The 19,367-nt window shown below is 67.6% G+C and carries 18 protein-coding genes; 14 read left to right on the forward strand and 4 right to left on the reverse strand.

Features of this window, described 5'->3' with window-relative positions; all coding sequences use genetic code 11:
- Positions 1–3 precede the first annotated feature (3 nt).
- Positions 4–345, forward strand: a complete 342-nt coding sequence (locus OC159_RS09340) for a hypothetical protein (RefSeq protein WP_265500880.1) — start codon at positions 4–6, stop codon at positions 343–345.
- A 603-nt stretch (positions 346–948) separates the two neighbouring features.
- Positions 949–1,146, forward strand: a complete 198-nt coding sequence (locus tag OC159_RS09345; RefSeq protein ID WP_265500881.1) for a hypothetical protein — start codon at positions 949–951, stop codon at positions 1,144–1,146.
- A gap of 181 nt (positions 1,147–1,327) precedes the next feature.
- Here the strand turns inward: OC159_RS09345 and OC159_RS20155 are convergent, their stop codons facing one another.
- From OC159_RS20155 to OC159_RS20165, 3 genes are read right to left on the reverse strand one after another with little or no spacing between them, the layout of a single operon-like run.
- On the reverse strand, positions 1,328–1,567 hold the full coding sequence (locus OC159_RS20155) for an imelysin family protein (RefSeq protein WP_407674086.1): 240 nt from the start codon (positions 1,565–1,567) through the stop codon (positions 1,328–1,330).
- Entirely contained in the window at positions 1,561–1,821 is a 261-nt protein-coding gene (locus tag OC159_RS20160) for an imelysin family protein (protein WP_407674087.1), read from the reverse strand. The genes OC159_RS20155 and OC159_RS20160 overlap by 7 nt, the downstream gene beginning before the upstream one ends.
- A complete protein-coding gene (locus tag OC159_RS20165; RefSeq protein ID WP_407674083.1) occupies positions 1,773–1,934 on the reverse strand; it encodes a hypothetical protein in 162 nt (53 codons plus the stop codon). Before OC159_RS20165 ends, OC159_RS20160 begins: the two co-directional genes overlap by 49 nt.
- Before the next feature lie 310 nt (positions 1,935–2,244).
- Here OC159_RS20165 and OC159_RS09355 point away from each other — a divergent pair, with 310 nt between their 5' ends.
- Together OC159_RS09355 and OC159_RS09360 are read left to right on the forward strand one after the other, a co-directional pair.
- Complete coding sequence (locus OC159_RS09355) at positions 2,245–5,805, forward strand: hybrid sensor histidine kinase/response regulator (RefSeq protein ID WP_265500882.1); 3,561 nt, start codon at positions 2,245–2,247, stop codon at positions 5,803–5,805.
- Positions 5,806–5,861: 56 nt separating this feature from the next.
- A complete protein-coding gene (locus OC159_RS09360; protein WP_265500883.1) occupies positions 5,862–6,218 on the forward strand; it encodes a hypothetical protein in 357 nt (118 codons plus the stop codon).
- 6 nt (positions 6,219–6,224) lie between these two features.
- On the opposite strand, the gene OC159_RS09365 is transcribed toward OC159_RS09360, so the two are convergent.
- Positions 6,225–6,818: a DUF2585 family protein gene (locus OC159_RS09365; RefSeq protein ID WP_265500884.1), complete on the reverse strand. Its 594-nt coding sequence runs from the start codon at positions 6,816–6,818 to the stop codon at positions 6,225–6,227.
- A 263-nt stretch (positions 6,819–7,081) separates the two neighbouring features.
- On the opposite strand from OC159_RS09365, the gene OC159_RS09370 reads away from it, so the two are divergent.
- The 10 genes from OC159_RS09370 (at position 7,082) to treY (ending at position 19,305) form a co-directional block, all read left to right on the forward strand.
- Positions 7,082–8,173, forward strand: coding sequence for a sulfate/molybdate ABC transporter ATP-binding protein (locus OC159_RS09370; RefSeq protein WP_265500885.1), 1,092 nt, complete (start codon positions 7,082–7,084; stop codon positions 8,171–8,173).
- Entirely contained in the window at positions 8,170–9,162 is a 993-nt protein-coding gene (locus tag OC159_RS09375) for a sulfate ABC transporter substrate-binding protein (RefSeq protein ID WP_265500886.1), read from the forward strand. The genes OC159_RS09370 and OC159_RS09375 overlap by 4 nt, the downstream gene beginning before the upstream one ends.
- The gene (gene cysT / locus OC159_RS09380; RefSeq protein ID WP_265500887.1) at positions 9,159–10,007 is read left to right on the forward strand and encodes a sulfate ABC transporter permease subunit CysT; all 849 of its coding nucleotides are present in this window, start codon (positions 9,159–9,161) and stop codon (positions 10,005–10,007) included. Before OC159_RS09375 ends, cysT begins: the two co-directional genes overlap by 4 nt.
- The gene (gene cysW, locus OC159_RS09385; protein ID WP_265500888.1) at positions 10,004–10,852 is read left to right on the forward strand and encodes a sulfate ABC transporter permease subunit CysW; all 849 of its coding nucleotides are present in this window, start codon (positions 10,004–10,006) and stop codon (positions 10,850–10,852) included. Before cysT ends, cysW begins: the two co-directional genes overlap by 4 nt.
- Positions 10,853–10,908: 56 nt before the next feature.
- Complete coding sequence (locus tag OC159_RS09390; protein ID WP_265500889.1) at positions 10,909–11,670, forward strand: LamB/YcsF family protein; 762 nt, start codon at positions 10,909–10,911, stop codon at positions 11,668–11,670.
- Positions 11,667–13,211: a 5-oxoprolinase subunit B/C family protein gene (locus tag OC159_RS09395; protein WP_265500890.1), complete on the forward strand. Its 1,545-nt coding sequence runs from the start codon at positions 11,667–11,669 to the stop codon at positions 13,209–13,211. The genes OC159_RS09390 and OC159_RS09395 overlap by 4 nt, the downstream gene beginning before the upstream one ends.
- Before the next feature lies 1 nt (position 13,212).
- Positions 13,213–14,973 (forward strand): acetyl/propionyl/methylcrotonyl-CoA carboxylase subunit alpha, encoded by a 1,761-nt coding sequence (locus OC159_RS09400; RefSeq protein ID WP_265500891.1) that lies wholly within the window; start codon positions 13,213–13,215, stop codon positions 14,971–14,973.
- A gap of 150 nt (positions 14,974–15,123) precedes the next feature.
- Positions 15,124–15,273 carry a hypothetical protein gene (locus OC159_RS09405; RefSeq protein ID WP_265500892.1) on the forward strand — a complete coding sequence of 50 codons (150 nt, stop codon included), beginning with the start codon at positions 15,124–15,126 and terminating at the stop codon, positions 15,271–15,273.
- 97 nt (positions 15,274–15,370) lie between these two features.
- A complete protein-coding gene (gene treZ / locus OC159_RS09410) occupies positions 15,371–17,065 on the forward strand; it encodes a malto-oligosyltrehalose trehalohydrolase (protein WP_265500893.1) in 1,695 nt (564 codons plus the stop codon).
- On the forward strand, positions 17,062–19,305 hold the full coding sequence (treY, locus tag OC159_RS09415; RefSeq protein ID WP_265500894.1) for a malto-oligosyltrehalose synthase: 2,244 nt from the start codon (positions 17,062–17,064) through the stop codon (positions 19,303–19,305). The genes treZ and treY overlap by 4 nt, the downstream gene beginning before the upstream one ends.
- Positions 19,306–19,367 lie beyond the last annotated feature (62 nt).

The following is a 19,367-nucleotide window of genomic DNA, read 5'->3' on the forward strand; positions in this document are numbered from 1 at the left end:
ATCATGGCGCTCTCACGAAGATCGACCTTGGCCGTTCTTGTCGGCGGCACCTTGGCTGTCGCCGGGGCAACCGTCCCTGGCGCCACCCATTCCGATGAGGACTTGGCACATGCCGTGCTTGAGCGGCACCTGGGACCGATCCGCATGTCGCCCGAGGACCGCACCGCATTTCTTTCCGAGGTGCGGGCACAAAGACCGTGGCTTCTTCTCGCCGAAAAGCTCGCCGTCATCTATGGTGCGGCAGAACGGTTGAATACCTCTGGGATCGTGCGCCATGCGCCGCCCGGCAATCGCGGAATGATCATCGGACAGTACGAGCGTCACCTTCCGGGCGAGTTTCAGTAAGTCGCTGCGTGGTGCTTTTGACCAGTTTGACCAGAAGTTCATTCATGTCCTCGTTCCGCTCCCGCACGGTCGACCAGCCGCTCGACGCCCGGGATGGTCTGGCGGCGCGCCGATGTGGGCGCTTGCTGGCTTCAGTATCGCGGGCGACTGCCGGCCGCTATCGGGCACCAACGGGCTCTTTCATGCCGTCCCGGCCTAAGCCGTCATCGTCCAGAGCGTTCTGCTGATCGCCCGCCCCAGGGCGACAGCCGTGCTGCTGTCGCTGGCGGCAACGGTGATGATCCTCTATCCGCTGCGCGCCCAACGCGTCGAACAAACAGACGATCACGATGGTGATGGACCCCGCCATCCTGCTGCGTGCCGGCTACCTTTACATCAACTCTGGCGCGACGGGCATCGAGCGCATCGCCTTCTACGGACAGATCCGCATCGTGGCCCGCGCGCTGCTCGCCGTGATGTACTTCTGGCATCTTCCACAAGATCAACACGGACCTCCTGAACCCGACGGTCAGCTGCGCCGTCGGCCTTTACCTTCCGCTCGCCAGTCCGTCCGGGCTCTAGGGCAACCTTGTCGGCCGCTACCTCGCGATCTAAGGGACCTTCATGATCGATGCGATCGCGATCGTCGCGCTCTACTGGCGCCGCCATTTCGCAGTCGGCTTCGTGCTGGCGATGCTGTTCCGCTTTATCATCCGGATATCGGCCTATTCCTGGGATATGGATTTTTCATGCCTGGTCTTCGTGCTTTACATCTCAGCATTCCCAAGCCGGCCGGGGCGATGGCGCAGCACAGCATCCTAGCGAGATCGTCATCTTCTCGGACCTGCCGGCGCTTGACACGCGAGGTGAACGCTCCAGACGCCGAACCGTTGGTGCAGTGGTCGGGACCCGCGACATGTGCCGCGTCGGGCCCCGGCTGTTCCGCGAGATGCTGTCCCGACCTCCAGGCTGTCCGGCCGACAGCAGCAGCGGGCCGAAATTTTCAGTCCAGCCATGGCGCAGCTGGGCGGCAAGCCGAGCAAGGTTCTGCGCCGTGGCGCGGATCCCGTACCTTTGTCTTGGCCCACAGCAGGAACTCGATGGCGTGACAGCCCGAGGCGACGTTGGCCTCGACCCCGTCGGCCTCGTGCAGCGTGTCCAAGACCAGCGCAGGCGTGATCTGGGTCGCTTCGACCTTGGTGCCCGAAAGCGTGAACTGCGGAGCCGCGATGACATTCAGCACCGCCAAGTCGTTCTTTTCGTTCTGTGCAGATCCGTCGGCAACATAGTCATCAGCCCCTCGTCCAGCGGCCAGGCGTTCACGCAATCTTCCCCGTCACCGACGAGCGGATTGCCAAAGCGGAACACCTCGGTCTGCTGATAGGGCACGCGCGCCGAGACCCGGGCCACGCGGGCCGCGGCCTGGGTCTCCTCGGAGGGCGAGGCGATCAGCGCATCGACTGCAGGTTGCGCACGGTTTTCAGGCTGTCGGAGTATCTGGCCTGCGCCATGTCGGCATGATGGCTCACGACTGCGGCGGGATCGGCGACAAGCATGGGCGTGGCGATCAACGTGGTCGACGACAAGGCAGAGGCAAAATGGCGCTTCATCGCGGTTGCCCGATCAGATCCGGCGTGTCGAGCGGCGGGACGCGGCTGCCGACGTGCATGGCACCGATCCAGCGCAGAGAAGCCGCACCTACATAGTTGATACTTTTACTTGGTGTGGACCCGCAGGGCCGGCGGCGGACGTCATGGGAACCTCGACGCCGGGCAGAGCACGCGATGTGAGCCTGGAAATTGACAAATATTAATGAAATCCGGCGTTTCGTCGCGGGCAATTGTTCTTGATCGGCTTGCATCGGCGTTCGCTTTTTCCGATCAACAGGCAATTGTCCACCATGTGTGCCGAAGGATCGGGATGAACGACGTGATCGACCGCAACGCCTTCGTTCACGCACCGGGCGAGGCGCCGCGCCTTGTGGCCGCCTTTGACTGGTCCAAGACGCCACTGGGCGATATCGCGCACTGGCCCGTGGCCGTCCGGGCCGTGGTAGGAACGATGCTGCGCTCTCCTCTGCCCATCGTCACGTTGTGGGGCGAGGAAGGCGTGATGATCTACAACGACGGCTATGCGCAGGTCGCGGGAAGCCGCCACCCCGAGGTCATGGGCGCCAATGTGCGCGAGGCCTGGCCCGAGGTCGCCGAATTCAACGACGGGATCATCGAGGCGGTTCTCGGTCGTGGCGAGACGGTGTCGCTGAAGGATCAGGAACTGATCCTGCACCGCGGCGCCGCGCCTGCGCCCGCTTGGCTGAACCTGGACTATTCACCGATCCTCGGTGACGATGGCACGCCGTTGGGCGTGATCGCGATGGTTGTCGAGACGACCGTTCGCGTCCTGACCGATCGCCAGCTGCAGGACGACCGGCAGCGGTTGCAGCAGATGCACGAGAAGTCGCCATCGCTCATGGCCATGCTGGAGGGCCCCGAACACCGCTTCGTCCTGGTCAACCCGGCCTTCAACCAGGTCATCGGCCAACGCGACGTCCTGGGACGCACCGTGGCCGAGGCATTGCCGGACGCGGTGCAGCAGGGCTATCTGGACCATCTGAACAGGGTCTTCGCCAGCGGCGAGGCGGTTCGGATGAACGGCGCCGTCTACGACGTTTCGGTTGAGCCGACGGGTGCGGTCCAGCGGCGCTATCTCGATTTCGTCTATCAGCCGATGACCGACGCCCAACGCAAGGTGACGGGCATCTTCGTCACCGGCATCGACGTGACCGAGCGCATAGCCGCGCAAACCGCCATCAAGGAACAGCATGCGCAGTTCCGGACCTTTGCGCAGGCCATGCCGAACCACGTCTGGACGGCGCCGCCAGATGGCCAATCGGACTGGTTCAACGACCGGATGATCGACTATACCGGCCGCGATTTCGACCAGCTGCTCGACGACGGCTGGCTTGCCGTTGCGCATCCCGACGACCGAGAGACGGCGGCACTCAACTGGGCTGAAGCCATCCGCTCGGGTCGCCACTACGAGGCCGAGTTCCGCATTCGCCGCGCCGACGGCGCCTATCGCTGGCACCTTGTGCGTGCGCTGCCGATCCGCCACGAGCTCGGCTATATCACCCGCTGGATCGGGACCAATACCGACATCCATGAACAGAAGCTGGCCGAGGCGCAGTCGACGCAGGACCGCGACAGGTTGTGGAACCTGTCGCAGGAAATGATGCTGGTCTGCGACTCGGCCGGCCTGATCACGGCGATCAACCCCTCGGCCGAGCGTCTGTTGGGCTGGTCGCAATCCGAGATGCTGAGAAAGCCGCTGCTGGATTTCCTGCACCCTGACGACATTGCAGCGACGCTGGCCGAGCTTGAGGGATTGTCGCGCGGCGAACCGACGCTGGCATTCGAGAACCGCTATCGCTGCAGGGACGGCAGCTATTGTCTGCTGGACTGGACGGCTGTGCCGGATGGCGGCCGCATCCATGCCGTGGGCCGCGACATCACGCGTGAGCGCCGCCTTGCCCGAGAGCGTGAGCGGATCTGGACGCTGTCGCCCGTGCTGCAGATCATCGCCGAACATTCCGGCCGCATTGCCGCCGTGAACCCGGCCTGGACGGATCTTTTGGGTTGGACGCAGGCGGAAACCGTCGGCCGCACCGCGCTGGAATTCATCCGGCCCGAGGATCAGGAAGAGCTTGGTGCGGCCCTGCGCGCGCTGCTCGGCACCTCGTCCGACGGGGTTCCGGCGCACCCGCTGCAGGCCACGCTGGTCGCCCGGAACGGCGAGCATCGCCATGTCGAATGGACCACCGTCTTCGACAGCGAGACGATCTTTGCCTTCGGCCGCGACATCACCGGCGAACGAGAGACCGCCGCCGCCCTGGCCAGCAGCGAGGCGGCCCTGCGCCAGGCCCAGAAGATGGAGGCGATCGGCCAGCTGACCGGCGGAATCGCGCATGATTTCAACAACCTCCTCCAGGTGATCGGCGGCAGCCTGCAACTTTTGGCAGGCAATGCAGCCAACGACGACAAGGCGCGCCGCCGCATCCAGATCGCGATGGAGGGCGTGGCCCGCGGGTCCCGGCTGGCCTCGCAGCTTCTGGCCTTCGGCCGTCGCCAGCCGCTGGCGCCCAAGGTCGTCAACCTGGGGCGGCTGATACCGGACCTGGACGAGATGCTGCACCACGCCGTGGGCGAGGCCGTGCAGGTCGATACCGCCATCGCGGACGACTTGTGGAACACGCTGATCGACCGCGGCAACCTGGAAAACGCGCTTCTGAACCTGGCGATCAACGCCCGCGACGCGATGGAGGGGCACGGAAAGTTGTCCATCCGCGCCGACAACGCGCATCTGGAAGGTCTCCGGATCGGAGATTACCCCGAGGCTGTTTCAGGGCAGTATGTCATGCTGTCGGTGACCGATACCGGCAGCGGTATCCACCCCGAGATCCTCCACAAGGTGTTCGATCCGTTCTTCTCCACCAAGCCCGAGGGCAGGGGGTCGGGCCTAGGGCTTTCGATGGTCTACGGCTTCGTGCGCCAGTCGGGCGGCCATGTCGGGATCGACAGCAAGGTCGGCGTCGGCACGACCATCACGCTCTATCTGCCGCGGGTCCAGCGTCCCGAGGACGAGATTGACAGCCGCGACTTCGGTCCCATCACCGGCGGAACCGAGACCATCCTCGTGGCCGAAGACGACCAGGGCGTGCGTGAGACCGTCGTCGAGACGCTGCGCGACCTCGGCTACAACGTCCTTCAGGCCTCGGATGCGCAGGGTGCGCTGGCGATTCTGGAAAGCGGCGTCCATGTCGACCTTCTGTTCACCGATGTCGTCATGCCCGGACCGATGAAATCGACCGAGCTTGCGCGGCTGGCCGAGGCTCGGATGCCCGACCTCAAGGTCCTGTTCACGTCTGGATATGCCGAAAATTCGATTGTGCATGCCGGTCGCCTGGACGAGGGGGTCGAGCTTCTGAGCAAGCCCTATGGCCGCGAGGATCTGGCCCGCAAGATCCGCCACCAGTTCGCCAATTCGGCGCAGCGTCGTGCCTCGCCGCCGCAGTCGCCGCAGCCCGAGGCCGCCCCGGCGCCGGAACCGGCGACCAGCAGCGCCCCGGGCCTCTGCATCCTGGTCTGCGAGGATGACGTGCTGATCCGCATCTCGGTCGTCGACATGCTGAAGGATTTGGGCCACAACGTCCTGCAGGCGGGGCGGGCGACGACGGCGCTGGATCTGCTGTCCCGGCACAAGGTCGACCTGCTGCTGACGGATGTGGGCCTTCCAGACATGCAGGGCGACGAGCTTGCGCGCCAGGCGCGGGACCGCAACCCGACGCTTCCCCTGATCTTCGCGACGGGCCATTCCGAGGTGCCGGGCTTCAAGCCTGACGGTCGCACGCGGCTTCTCTCGAAGCCCTTCGACGACATCGCCTTGGCGGCGGCCATCGAAGCGCTGGACGTGACGAGGGGCTGACATGGGAACATCGCGGCGCCTCGACGGTTCCCCCTCCGGTCCGGAAGGAGGCTTGGATGATCCCGCCCGAGAAACACGCGATGCTCGATGCCGCCTCGGCGGCTGCCTTGGCGCTGCTGCCGCCGCTGCTGACGCGGACGCGTCCGCATGTCCGGCGCAGGTTCCTGGCGGCCGGCGCCTTCGTTGCAGGCTACAGCCTGCTGACCCGCTATCGTCCCGACCAGGACCGGCCTATCGGCATGACGACGCACCGCGCCATCGATGCCGCGCAGGGCGCGGCCTTCTGCATCGCGGCCATGCGTGTCGGCGACCGGCGCCTGCGGCAGGGGATGCTGGGTTACGGGTTCTTTTCAGTGGCAGCGGCGGCGCTGACCGATGACAACGCCCGCGGCGCAGACTTCGATAAAGGCTGATCCCGGCTAGCCGAGGCCCGGGATCGCCCGCAGGGTCGCGATGACGAAGCCATCGCCGATCCAGGCCGACAGCCACAGCTCGACCGCCAAGGCGGCCAGCAGGACCGCCGGAACCGGCAGCAGCCGCGCCATCCCGGCACCCAGCAGCGCCGCCGCCGTGTCGGCCGAGGCGTTCAGCAGGCTGTCGCCGTGATAGGCCAGGGGGTCGCCTGCGTCATAGTTGAACATCAGGATGACCGGCGGCAGGTTCTCGGCCAGTTCCCACAGGGTGCTGCTGATGACGACGGCCATCACCAGCGTCCACCCGGTCCAGCGCGGCCGCAGGCGCATCAGGACGACGGCCAGAACCGCCCCGAACACCACATGCAGCAGCGTATAGGGGTCGAGCATCACCTGAGAGTTCAGCCGCGGTTCCGAAGGAAGCGCCCAGATGCGCCCGCAGTCGCAGCCGACCGGCCGGTCCAGCCACAGGAAGAACCCGATCTTTGCCAGCGTCGCCCCCAGAAGCGCGGCGATCGCCTGACCACGCGTGATCCCGCGCCGGGCGCGGGGCGGCGTCGTGGGTGCACCCGGCACGGTCGAGGAGGAGTCGCTGCTCATTGCGCGAAGATTAGGGCAGCGGATGCCGGTGGCAAGACCCGCCGTGCCGGGTGCGGCAGCGACGAAATAAGAACATGCGGTTCGCAGGGCAGCGACCTTGTGGAACAGCGTTCGCCGCCCTGTCCGTGTCGTTGACGGACGTCTGCGCAGCGCCGCCTTCCTTGGAACAGCGATCCCGCCCCGCATGGCCTCGGCGTCGCGATCGGGGCTTGCCGGGTGCGGGCGCGCTGGCTAGCTGACGGGGTGACAGAAGGGGGCGCGCCATGTCGATCACGATCAGCGGAATGACCAAGCGGTTCGACAGGACCGAGGTGCTGCGCGGCATCGACCTCGACGTCGCCGACGGAGAGCTGATGGCCCTGCTGGGGCCGTCAGGGTCGGGCAAGACGACGCTTCTGAAGATCATCGCGGGTCTGGAATGGCCGGACGCGGGACAGTTGCAGGTGGCGGGGCAGGACTGGCTGCAGTTGGCCGCGCGCGACCGCCGCATCGGGTTCGTCTTTCAGCACTACGCCCTGTTCCCGCACATGAGCGTGCGCGACAACATCGCCTTTGGACTTGACGTCCAGCCCCGGGGACAACGGCCGTCCCGCGCACAGATCGCCGCCAAGGTCGATGAGCTGATGGCGTTCCTGCAGATCGACCAGCTGGCTGACCGCTATCCGGCGCAGTTGTCGGGCGGCCAGCGCCAGCGCGTGGCCCTGGGCCGGGCACTGGCGATCCAGCCGCGCGTGCTGCTGCTGGACGAACCTTTCGGTGCACTGGACGCCGCGATCCGCCGCGACCTGCGCCGCTGGCTGCGGGGCGTGCACGAGGCAACCGGATCGACCACGATCTTCGTGACGCACGACCAGGAGGAGGCGTTCGAGCTGGCCGACCGCGTCGTCGTCATGGGGCAAGGCCAGATCGAGCAGATCGGACATGCCGACGAGATCCACGACCACCCGGCCAGCCCCTTCGTCGCCCGCTTCATGGGCGCCACGGTCGAGCTGCCGGTGACGCTGCTCGCCGGTCGTGCCAGCGGGCCGGGGCTGGACCTGACCGCCCTGCCGCGCCGCGCGCTGCCGGATGGTCCGGCGCACATCCTTGCCCGCCCCGCCGACATCCGCGCGGTTCCCGATGCCGGCGGCTGCTGGACGGTCGGCAGCCTAGGCAGCACCGGGGCCGAACTGCATCTGACCGCCTCCCGCCCCGACGGCACCGAGGTCGAGGTCCAGATGCCCCGCCGCGGTGCGCCTGCCCTGACCCGTGGCGCCACCGTCACCCTCGGCGTCGAAGCCGCCGCGGTATTCCCCTATAGCCGCCGCGACCATGCGGCCCACGTCCTGCCCTTGCGAAAGGAAATCGCCCGATGAAACTGCCCCTTCTGGCCGCCGCCGTTGGCCTGACACTGGCCGGTCCCGCCGCCGCGCAGGACAAGCTGTTGAACGTCAGCTATGACGTCGCCCGCGAGTTGTTCGAGGTGCTGAACCCGGCCTTTGCCGAACATTGGCAAGAAGAGACCGGCCGGACCATCACCATCGACATGTCGCATGGCGGGTCGTCCAAGCAGGCCCGCGCGATCCTGGAAGGGCTGCCGGCCGACGTGGTGACCTTCAACCAGGAAACCGATATCGACGTCCTGGCCGAGGGCGGCCTTCTGCCCGAGGACTGGCGCGACGCGTTCCCGAACGGCGCCTCGCCCTTCTATTCGCTGCCGGCCTTCCTGGTGCGCGAAGGCAATCCGAAGAACATCGACGATTGGGACGACCTGGCGCGCGAGGATGTGGCGCCCGTCTTCCCGAACCCCAAGACCAGCGGCAATGCCCGCTATACCTATCTGGCCGCCTATGCCTATGCGCTGGCCCAGAACGATGGCGATGAAGCGGCGGCGCAGGACTTCGTGCGCAAGATCTTTGCCGGTGTGCCGGTCTTTGACACGGGCGGGCGTGCTGCCACCCAGACCTTCGCCGAACGCGGCATCGGCGACGTGCTGGTCACCTTCGAAGCCGAGACCGGCCAGATCGCAGAACAATACTCCGCCGAGGGTTTCGAACGCGTGACACCGTCGATGAGCCTCTTTGCCGCCTTCCCGGTTGCCGTCGTGGCCGAGAATGCCGAGGATAACGGCACCACCGACGTCGCGCAGGCCTATCTGGATTGGCTCTATACCCCGGAGGCACAGCGCATTCTGGCCGAGCGTGATTATCGTGTGACCGACGAAGCGGTTGCCGCCGAATTCGCCGACGCACAGGCCCCGGTCGAACTGGTCACCGTGGACGAGGTCTTCGACGGTTGGGATGCCGTGACCGAAAACCACCTGGCCAGCGGCGGCATCCTGGACCAGGTCTTCGTGAACCGATGATCGCGGCGGCCGCCCCCATCCGCGCCAAGCGCGTCCTGCCGGGCTTTACGCTCAGCCTGGGGACGACGCTGCTCTATCTGGTGCTGATCGTTCTGATCCCGATCGCGGCGCTGGTCCTGAAGGGGGCCGAGATCGGTCCCGCCGCCTTCTGGGCCATCGTCAGCAGCGACCGGGCGGTGGCGGCCTTTCGCATCACGCTGACTGCGGGGGCCATCGCCACCGCCTTCAACGCCGCTTATGGCCTCTTGATGGCGTGGGTGCTGGTCCGGTACGACTTTCCCGCCAAGCGCCTGCTGGACGCGCTGATGGACATTCCCTTCGCGTTGCCGACAGCGGTGGCTGGACTGTCGCTGACGGCGCTGTTTTCCGCCAATGGTTGGTTCGGGTCCGTGCTGGACGCCGCCGGGCTGCAGGTCGTCTACACCATCTGGGGAATCGCGCTGGCGATGGCCTTCACCTCGATCCCCTTCGTGGTGCGCACGGTCCAGCCGGTGCTGGAGGATTTGGACAGCTCGCTGGAACAGGCGGCCGAGACGCTTGGCGCGCGCCCCTGGCAGATCTTTTCCCGCGTCGTCTTCCCGGCGATCCTGCCCGCCTGGCTGGCGGGCTGCACGACCGCCTTTGCCCGGTCGCTTGGCGAATTCGGGGCGATCGTCTTCATCGCCGGCAACCTGCCGTTCGAGACGGAAATTGCCGCGCTGCTGGCTTATATCCGGCTTGAGGAATACGACTATAACGGCGCTGCCGCCATTGCGCTGGTCCTGCTGGCTTTCGCGCTGGTGCTGCTGGTCGTTTCAAACATCCTGCAATCCTGGGCTGCCCGCCACCGCGAGGCCACCAGATGAGCGCGCAGCCCCTGATCGCCCCCGGCGCGACGCCACATCACGGCCGCCCCGCCCGCACCGGCGGCGCGCGCCTGCTGGTGGCGCTGGCCGTTGTCCTGACGCTGCTGGTCGTGGTGGCGCCGCTGACCTATATCTTCGTGCGCGCCTTTTCCGAAGGCTGGCAGGTTTATGCCGCCAACATCATGGACCCCGACACGCTGCACGCCATCTGGCTGACCAGCCTGATCGCCGTGATCGTGGTGCCGCTGAACATCGGCTTCGGCATCGCCGCAGCCTGGGCCATCGCCAAGCACCGCTTCCCCGGACGAGGCGTGCTGGTCACGATGATCGAGATCCCGTTTTCAATCTCTCCGATCATCGCCGGCATCTGCTATCTGCTGCTCTATGGCCGGCAGGGGCTGCTGGGCCCATGGCTGCGAGAGATGGACCTGCAGGTGGTCTTCGCATTGCCGGGCATCGTTCTGGTGACGATGTTCGTGACCGCCCCCTTTGTGGCGCGCGAGGTCCTGCCCCTGATGCAGGCGCAGGGCACCGACCAGGAACAGGCCGCCGTGACGCTTGGCGCGTCCGGCTGGCAGGTCTTCCGGCGGGTGACGCTGCCCAACATCAAGTGGGCGCTGCTTTACGGCGCGGTCCTCTGCACCGCACGGGCGGTTGGCGAATTTGGCGGCGTGTCCGTCGTTTCCGGCAGCGTGCGCGGCCAGACGAACACGCTGCCCCTGCATGTGGAGCTGCTGTTCAACGACCTGAACACCGTCGGTGCCTTTGCCGCCGCATCCACCCTCACGCTGATCGCGCTGGTCGCGCTGGCGCTGAAGACGGCGCTGGAATCGCGGCGCGGCTGAGGGCCTTGACGCCCCCTTCCGAACCCCTGATCCTGCCCCGGAAGAAGGGGGCGCATGTGACCACGATCGACCTGAACAGCGACTTGGGCGAAGGCTACGGCGCCTGGCGGATGGGCGACGACGCGGCGATGCTGGGCATCGTCAGCTCGGCCAATATCGCCTGCGGATTTCACGCGGGCGATCCGGCGGGGCTGCTGGCGACGCTGCGCGAGGCGGCGCGGCGAGGCGTGGCGGTGGGGGCGCATGTCAGCTATCCCGACCGCGTGGGGTTTGGACGCCGGGCGATGGATGTCGCGCCGGGCGATCTGGAAGCCGATGTCATCTACCAGATCGGCGCCCTGCAGGGGCTGGCGCGGGCCGCGGGGACGCGGGTTGCCTACGTCAAGCCGCACGGCGCGCTTTACAACACCATCGCCCATGACGCGCGGCAGGCCGATGCGGTGATCGCGGCGATGCTGGCGGTCGACCCGTCGTTGGTGCTGATGGGGCTGGCGGGCGCCCCGATCCTGGACCGGGCCGCCGCCGCCGGACTGTCCGTCGTGGCCGAGGCGTTCGCGGACCGGGGCTACGCCGCCGACGGGACCCTGCTGGCGCGCGGCACCTCCGGAGCCGTCCTGACCGATCCCGACCAGATTGCCGAACGCATGGTCCGCCTGGCGCGCCAGGGCCAGATCGAGGCGCAGGACGGCACCCTGCTGTCCCTGCGCGCGGGCAGCATCTGCGTGCATGGCGACAGCCCCGGCGCCGTGGCAATGGCCGCCTGCATCCGAGAGGCCCTGATCGCCGGAGGGGTCGGGATCGCGGCGTTCGCACCATGATCCGCTTCCTGCCCGTCGGCCCACGCTGCTTCCTGGCCGAGCTTGCGGACCTCGACGCTACCCTGGCGCTTTACGACGCGCTGCTGGCCGACCCGCTGCCGGGTGTGATCGACCTGGTGCCCGCGGCGCGCACGATCATGGTGCGCACTGCGCCGGGCATCGCGGCTGACGCGGCGCTTGCCCGTGCGATCCGCGGCCGCGCGGCTGCGCCCCCGCAGGCCAGCGACCGGATCGCCGATGTGATCGAGCTGCCGGTCACCTATGACGGCGAGGATCTGGACGAGGTCGCGTGCCTGATGAACCTGACGGTGGCAGAGGTCATCAAGGCGCACCAGGCCGCCATCTGGCAGGTTGCCTTCTGCGGCTTCGCGCCCGGCTTCGCCTACATGACCTGCGACGATGCCCGCTTCGATCTGCCCCGCCGGACCGAGCCGCGGACACGGATCCCGGCAGGCTCGGTCGCCCTGGCGGGTCGGTTCTGCGGCGTCTATCCGCAAGAGTCGCCCGGCGGCTGGCAGCTGATCGGCCGCACCGATGCGGCGATGTGGGACCTGTCGCGCGAGCCACCCGCGTTGCTGCGGCCGGGGATGCGGGTCCGCTTCGTGCCGGGGCGGGTGGTCGTGCGGTCCGACACCCCCGCGCCCACGGCCAAGGTGCAGGGGCTGCGGGTTCAGGAGACGGCGTTTCCGATCCTTGTGCAGGATCTGGGCCGCCCGGGGCAGGCAGGGCAGGGGGTCAGTGCGTCCGGCGCGCTGGACCGGGGCGCCTTGCGCCGCGCCAACCGCGCCGTCGGCAACCCTGCGGGCGCGCCGGCGCTGGAGGTTACCTCAGGCCCCGTGCGGCTTCTGGCGGAAGTCTCGATGACGCTGGCACTTTCCGGCGCGGCGCGGGCAACCTTCGGCGCCGCTGCGGTCGAGCCGGGCGGGGCCTTCGCGCTGGACGCCGGCGACCACCTGCAGATTGCCGCCGCGACGGCCGGGATGCGCAGCTATCTTGCGGTTCGCGGCGGGTTTCAGGTGCAGCGGACGCTCGGCTCTGCGGCGACCGACACGCTGGCGCATGTTGGCCCGTCCCCCTTGGTTGCGGGCGATGCGCTGGCGCTGGCGCACCAGGCCGCGATGGCAGTCAGCGATCCCGACCCGGCGCCGGACCTGCCGGCAATCGGCGACGTCGTGAACCTGCCAGTCACCCTCGGCCCCCGGACCGACTGGTTCGACGACAGCGCGGTCCAAAGTTTCCTGGCGCAGGAATGGCTGGTGACGCGGCATTCGTCCCGCGTGGGGATCCGGCTCTCGGGCGGCCCGATCCTGCGGCCGGACGCCGCCGAGCTTCCCTCGGAGGGCTGCGCGGCCGGTGCCATCCAGGTGCCGCATTCCGGCCAGCCGGTGCTGTTCCTGGCGGACCACCCGCTGACCGGCGGCTATCCCGTCATCGCCACCCTGCAACCGGATACGCTGGACCTCGCGGGCCAGCTGCCGCCGGGCGCGCGCATCCGCTTCGATGCCGCCGCGCCCTTTGCGCCCATCGATCCGGAAGGCTGACATGACGATCTTCGACGACACGCCGCTTGGCCCCATGTCCCGCGTCCTGATCGCCAATCGGGGCGAAATCGCGCTGCGGATCATCCGCGCCTGCCGGGACGAAGGCATTGCCGCAATTGCCGTCTATGCCGATCCCGACCGCGATGCCCCGTTTGTGCGACTGGCCGACGAGGCGTTCCCGCTGGACGGCACCCGTCCGTCCGAGACCTACCTGAACACCGCGCGCATCCTGGAAGTTGCCCGCCTGTCGCATGCCGATGCGGTCCATCCGGGCTATGGCTTCCTGTCGGAAAGCGCCCGATTTGCGCGGGCTGTGCAGGATGCCGGCCTGACCTGGATCGGCCCCGATCCGGCCGCCATCGACGCGCTTGGCGACAAGATCCGCGCCCGCGAGTTTGCGCGGCAGGTGGGGGCACCGCTTGTCGCGGGCACCCCCGGACCCGTCGCCAGCGCGGCCGAGGCACTGGCGTTCGCGCGCGACCACGGCCTTCCCGTCGCCATCAAGGCGGCCTTCGGTGGCGGCGGTCGTGGGATGAAGGTTGCCTGGGATCTCGACGAGGTCGAGGAGCTGTTTGCAAGCGCCACGCGCGAAGCCGTGGCCGCCTTCGGACGCGGCGAATGCTATCTGGAGCAGTTCCTCGACCGCCCCCGGCATGTCGAGGTGCAGGTGCTGGCCGACCGCCATGGTACGGTCAAGGTGCTGGGCACCCGCGACTGTTCCCTGCAGCGTCGCAACCAAAAACTGATCGAGGAAGCGCCCGCACCCTTCCTGACGCCCGATCAGCAGGACCGCATCACCGGCGCCGCCCGCGACATCTGCGCCCGTGCGGCCTATAGCGGCGCCGGAACGGTCGAGTTCCTGATGTCGGAAAGCGGGACGATCTCTTTCCTCGAGGTGAACACGCGCCTGCAGGTCGAACATCCCGTGACCGAGGAGACCACCGGCATCGATATCGTGCGCGCCCAGATCAGCGTGGCGCGCGGGGCGCGGCTGGTCGATGACCGCATGCCCCAGCCGCGGGGCCACGCCATCGAGTTCCGCATCAATGCCGAGGATCCAGGCCGCGGCTTTCTGCCGACGCCGGGACCGGTCACGCTGTGGCAGCCGCCCGGCGGGATCGGCATCCGCCTCGACAGCGGCGTCGAGCAGGGGGATGCCGTGCCGCCGCAATTCGATTCGATGATGGCCAAGCTGATCGTCTGGGGACCGGACCGCCAGACGGCGCTGAACCGGGCGGCGCGTGCGCTGGCCGAGTTCAGGATCGACGGCGTCGCCTCGACGCTGCCGTTCCACCGGACAGTGCTGACCGCGCCAGAGTTTCGGGCCACGGACGGGTTCGCCGTTCATACGCGCTGGATCGAGACCGACTTCGCCGACCGCATGGCCACGGCCGTCGCACCGGCGGCGCGGGTGACACCCGCCGACGATCCGCCGATGCTGCGCCTGGCCATCGAGATCGACGGACGGCGGCACATGCTGGCGCTGCCCCCCGGCCTTATGACAGCGGCACCCGCGAGAACGCAGCAGCAGGACCCGCCCAAGGCCGATCCTGAAATCGTTTCGGCCGTCGTGTCGGGGACGTTGTCGCTGTGGAAGGCCGCAGATGGCGCGCAGGTCGAGGCCGGCCAGGTCATCGCCGTGATCGAGGCGATGAAGATGGAAACCGCTGTCACCGCCCCGATGGCGGGCCGTCTGGCGCACCTTCAGCCGGAAGGCGCATCCGTTACAACCGGAAGCGGAGTTGCGCGCATCGAGACCTGAACCGACGCAGGGCTATGGCGATAACCTGCCCTTGTTGCTAAGCTTCGGGCGTTCAGAGTTCACGCCCGCGTCAAGAGGTATCCGATGACTCAAACCTCGGGGGGGACTCCACCCGGCGAATGTTTCCCTACCGTTCGCGTCCCGTTCACGATGAAAATGCTGCGCAACCTGATCGTCGTCTTCGAGGCCACGGCCGAGGACGACCCGCTGACCGTCGAACTGAGCAGAGATGGCGTGTGGGCCATCACGCCCGATGGCCAGCGGATCTTCGTGGGTCCGCGCCCTTCCGCAGACGCCTGAACGCCCCCACCTGCGCCCGCGACAGCTTTTTGCGCGGCACGTGGAACGCGCCCGGCCCCGCCGTCATTGAACCTGCAGTTTGCAGGAGAGACCATCGATGACGCACGGCTTCTGGGGCACCGTTCCGGGTGAGGGCGACAGCACCTTTCGGCTGTGGGCACCGCAGGCATCCGGAGTCGAACTGATCCTGAACGGCCAGCCCCAGCCCATGGAGCAAGCGGCAGAGGGCACCTGGACGCGTCTTGCGCCTGCGCGGCCGGGCGACACCTACATGTTCCGCATCGACGGGCAGGACATGCCCGACCCCGCCAGCCGCCTGCAGTCGGGCGGCGTCCACGGCCCCTCGGTCGTCACCGGTCGCGACATGTTCGACTGGAAGGCAGACTGGCAGGGCCGCCCCTGGCCCGAGGCGTCGATCTATGAGTTGCATGTCGGCTGCTTCACCCCGGACGGCACGTTCAGGGCGGCGGCGGAACGCATGTCCTATCTGGCGGATCTCGGCTTCACCGCCGTCGAGCTGATGCCCCTGGGCCAGTTTCCGGGCCAGCGGGGCTGGGGCTATGACGGGGTGCTGCCCTTTGCACCGCACCCGGCCTACGGGACGCCCGACGACCTGAAGGCCCTTGTCGATGCCGCGCACCACGCCGGGCTCATGGTCATCCTCGACCTCGTGATGAACCATTTCGGGCCGGACGGCGCCTGGCTGCACCATTCCTCGCCCGATTTCTTCAACGCCGACCGCCAGACCCCTTGGGGGGCGTCGATCGACTTTTCGCGCAACGCGGTACGGGACTACTGGATCTCGTGCGCGCGGCACTGGCTGGTGGATTACCGCATGGACGGGCTGCGGCTGGATGCCGTGCACCAGATCTCGGGTCCGGGGGCGGACGGCTTCATGCGCGAACTGGCAGCGTCGGTGCACGACCTGTCGCCCCGCCGCCACCTGGTCACGGAAGACGAGCGCAACATTCCCGACTTGCGTGAAGACATGGGCTATGACGCCAGCTGGAACGACGACTTCCACCATGCCGTTCATGTCGCGTTGACTGGCGAGTCCGACAGCTATTACGCCAACTTCGCCGTCGATCCGATCGCAGACCTGGCCCTGGCACTGTCGCGCGGGCACATCGAGCAAGGCCAGCCCCGCGCCAGCGCAGAACGTCGCGGCGCACCTTCGGGGCACCTTCCGCCGACCGCCTTCGTCAACGCGACGCAGACGCATGATCAGGTCGGCAACCGCGCCCATGGCGACCGGCTGCTGACGCTGGCCGACCCTCAGGCCGTCGCGGTCATGCATGCGCTGCTGCTGGTGTCGCCTTATATCCCGATGGTCTTCATGGGCGAAGAACGTGGCGAGTCGAACCCGTTCCAGTTCTTCGCCGACTTCACCGGCGATCTGGCCGAGGCTGTCCGCAAGGGGCGCGCGGCCGAATTCGCGGGCATCGCGGCGCTTGGCGATGCCGTTCCCGACCCGCTGTCGCCAAAGACCTTCCAGCGCTCGAAGCTGGGCTGGCGGGAAGACGCGCCGGCGCAGTCGTGGCTTGGCCTGACCCGCCGCGCCCTGGCGTTCCGCAACCGCCATGTCGTGCCGCTGCTGAAGAGCGGGCTTCTGTCGTCGGACGTGACGCGACCCAAGCCGCGGCTGATCCGCGCCACCTGGCGCTTCAACGACGGTGGGCTGGCGCTGTCGCTGGCCTTGGGCCAGCCGGACCCGCAACCCCTTCTGGATCCCAACCTGCAATTCGGCCGCCCCGACGAGCCGTTTTCCCTGACCGTGAAGGCCCTTGCATGAGCATGCAGTTTCCGACCGCCACCTGTCGCATCCAGTTGCGGGAAGGGTTCGACTTTACCGAGGTGCAGCAGCGGCTGGACCAGCTGGTCAGCCTGGGCATCTCTCACCTCTACCTGTCGCCGATCTTCACGGCGACGCCGGGATCCACCCACGGATATGACGTGACCGACCCCACAGAGGTAGATCCCGCGCTTGGCGGCCGCGAAGGCTTTGACCGACTGGCCGCGGCCGCGGCCGAACGTGGCCTGGGCATCATCCTGGACATTGTTCCGAACCACACGGCCTTCACGCCGCAGAACCCGTGGCTGGCCGACGTGCTGCGCCATGGTCATGCCAGCCGCTATGCACGGCATTTCGACATCGACTGGCACGCCGGGCCGCTGGTCCTGCCCTTCCTGGCCGAGCCGTTCCGCAAGATGCTGAAGGATGGCGCGTTCCGGGTCATGGGCGACGACTGGATGGTGGGCGACATGGCGATCCCCCTGGCACCGGGCAGTGCCACGACCGACGACCTGGACATGCTGCACCAGGCGCAGCACTGGCGGCTGGTCCATTATGAAAAGGAACGCGACAGCATCACCCATCGGCGCTTCTTCAACGTGACCGGCCTGATCGGCATGCGGGTCGAGGACGAGCGCGTCCTCGACGACACCCATGCGCTGATCCTCGACCTGGTGCGGTCGGGACAGGTGCACGGGCTGCGCGTGGATCACATTGACGGACTGGCCGACCCCGAGACCTATCTGCGCCGACTGGCCGACCGCCTGCCTGACACGCCGGTCTGGGTCGAGAAGATCCTCGTCGGCGACGAGGTCCTGCCGCAGAACTGGGCCACCGTCGGCACGACCGGGTACGAGGCCGCGCGCCTGATCGCGCGGATGCTGACGCCCTCCGAAGGGATCGCGCGGCTGGATACGGTCTGGCGCGACGCGACGGGTGACCGATCGTCTTTCCGCGAGGTGCTGGCGCAATCGAAGCGCGAGGTCCTGGACCACGAGTTGGCGGCAGAGCGTATTCAGCTGGTGCAGCTGGCCACCGCCGCGCTGGACGGCCGGGCCGAGGCCGAGGCGGGCCCCGAGACGCTGCGCGAGGCGGTGACCCGTCTTCTGGTGGCGATGCCGCGCTATCGCACCTATGTGGAGGGCGGTGATGCCAGGCCCGAGGATCGGCAGCTGATTTCCAAGATCACCGACGAGGCTGCACAGGGTTTGCGGTCCGACGCCGTTCTCCGGCTGCTGGCAAAGATCTGGGCGGACCCTCAGTCGCGATCGGAACAGGCCTTGGTGACACGGCTTCAGCAGGTGACCGGCGCCCTTCTGGCCAAGTCGCAAGAAGATACCGCAGGCTTCCGCTGGACCCGCTACCTTCCCGCCAACGAGGTGGGGGCCGAGCCTGACGAGCCCTGTATCTCGGCGCATGACGCGACCGCCATGCTGTCTCGGGGGCGTCCGTCCGACATGATCCTGACATCGTCGCACGACACCAAGCGGTCCGAGGATGCGCGGATGCGGATGGTGGCGATCAGCCATCTGCCCGAGGATTTCCAGGCGCTATGGCAGGCCGCCGGCGACCTTCCGCAGGCTGGGGCGGTCGATCCGCGCTGGCGCTGGTATGTCGCACAATGCGCCCTTGGCCTTTTCGGCGCCCCGGACGCTGCCGAGCGGCTTGGCGCGCATCTGCAGAAGGCCATGAGAGAAGCCAAGGAGACAAGCTTCTGGACACGCCCCGACACCGCGTCCGAGGAGGCCGCGGCATCCTTCGCCGCCGCCCTGCTGGAGCAGTGGTCGGACAAGCCGCAGGCGCTGTCGCGCCTGTTGGCGCGGGGCGACGCGCTGATCTTGGCGCAGTTGCTGTTCAAGATGGTGATGCCGGGCTTTCCGGACATCTATCGTGCCACGGACGCGCTGTTCCTGGCGCTGACCGACCCGGACAACCGCCGGCCCGTCGATTGGGCGGCCCTGAAACGCCTGCACGAAGATCCGGAAATCCCCAACGAAAGCGCGCGCAAGGCGCACTGGACCTCGACGCTTCTGGCCCTGCGCAAGGAACAGCGGACGTTCCTTGCCGAGGCGACGGCGGAGGCCCGGATGGACGGGACGGGCATCGCGATCATCCGGCGTCACGGCGACCGGAAGCTGGTCTCCCGGCTGGAGATGCCGGGCACGCCTGCTGGCGACGGCGCACGCATGCTCGACTGGTCGGCGCCGGACGGATGCCGCGTCAGCCTGACCTTCGGTTAACTTTTGACGTCACAAGGAACAACAACCCGTCCGAGAGGTTCATCAACGGGCACGCGATCATC

It is taken from the genome of Paracoccus beibuensis (genome assembly GCF_026162625.1).
GTDB classification, from domain to species: domain Bacteria; phylum Pseudomonadota; class Alphaproteobacteria; order Rhodobacterales; family Rhodobacteraceae; genus Paracoccus; species Paracoccus beibuensis.

What these genes read in the sequence shown, in the direction of transcription:
- OC159_RS09340 (WP_265500880.1), top strand. Translation starts at nt 4, where the DNA reads ATGGCGCTCTCACGAAGATCGACCTTGGCCGTTCTTGTCGGCGGCACC.
- OC159_RS09345 (WP_265500881.1), top strand. Translation starts at nt 949, where the DNA reads ATGATCGATGCGATCGCGATCGTCGCGCTCTACTGGCGCCGCCATTTC.
- OC159_RS20165 (WP_407674083.1), bottom strand. Translation starts at nt 1,934, where the DNA reads ATGAAGCGCCATTTTGCCTCTGCCTTGTCGTCGACCACGTTGATCGCC.
- OC159_RS09355 (WP_265500882.1), top strand. Translation starts at nt 2,245, where the DNA reads ATGAACGACGTGATCGACCGCAACGCCTTCGTTCACGCACCGGGCGAG.
- OC159_RS09360 (WP_265500883.1), top strand. Translation starts at nt 5,862, where the DNA reads ATGATCCCGCCCGAGAAACACGCGATGCTCGATGCCGCCTCGGCGGCT.
- OC159_RS09365 (WP_265500884.1), bottom strand. Translation starts at nt 6,818, where the DNA reads ATGAGCAGCGACTCCTCCTCGACCGTGCCGGGTGCACCCACGACGCCG.
- OC159_RS09370 (WP_265500885.1), top strand. Translation starts at nt 7,082, where the DNA reads ATGTCGATCACGATCAGCGGAATGACCAAGCGGTTCGACAGGACCGAG.
- OC159_RS09375 (WP_265500886.1), top strand. Translation starts at nt 8,170, where the DNA reads ATGAAACTGCCCCTTCTGGCCGCCGCCGTTGGCCTGACACTGGCCGGT.
- cysT (WP_265500887.1), top strand. Translation starts at nt 9,159, where the DNA reads ATGATCGCGGCGGCCGCCCCCATCCGCGCCAAGCGCGTCCTGCCGGGC.
- cysW (WP_265500888.1), top strand. Translation starts at nt 10,004, where the DNA reads ATGAGCGCGCAGCCCCTGATCGCCCCCGGCGCGACGCCACATCACGGC.
- OC159_RS09395 (WP_265500890.1), top strand. Translation starts at nt 11,667, where the DNA reads ATGATCCGCTTCCTGCCCGTCGGCCCACGCTGCTTCCTGGCCGAGCTT.
- OC159_RS09400 (WP_265500891.1), top strand. Translation starts at nt 13,213, where the DNA reads ATGACGATCTTCGACGACACGCCGCTTGGCCCCATGTCCCGCGTCCTG.
- OC159_RS09405 (WP_265500892.1), top strand. Translation starts at nt 15,124, where the DNA reads ATGAAAATGCTGCGCAACCTGATCGTCGTCTTCGAGGCCACGGCCGAG.
- treZ (WP_265500893.1), top strand. Translation starts at nt 15,371, where the DNA reads ATGACGCACGGCTTCTGGGGCACCGTTCCGGGTGAGGGCGACAGCACC.
- treY (WP_265500894.1), top strand. Translation starts at nt 17,062, where the DNA reads ATGAGCATGCAGTTTCCGACCGCCACCTGTCGCATCCAGTTGCGGGAA.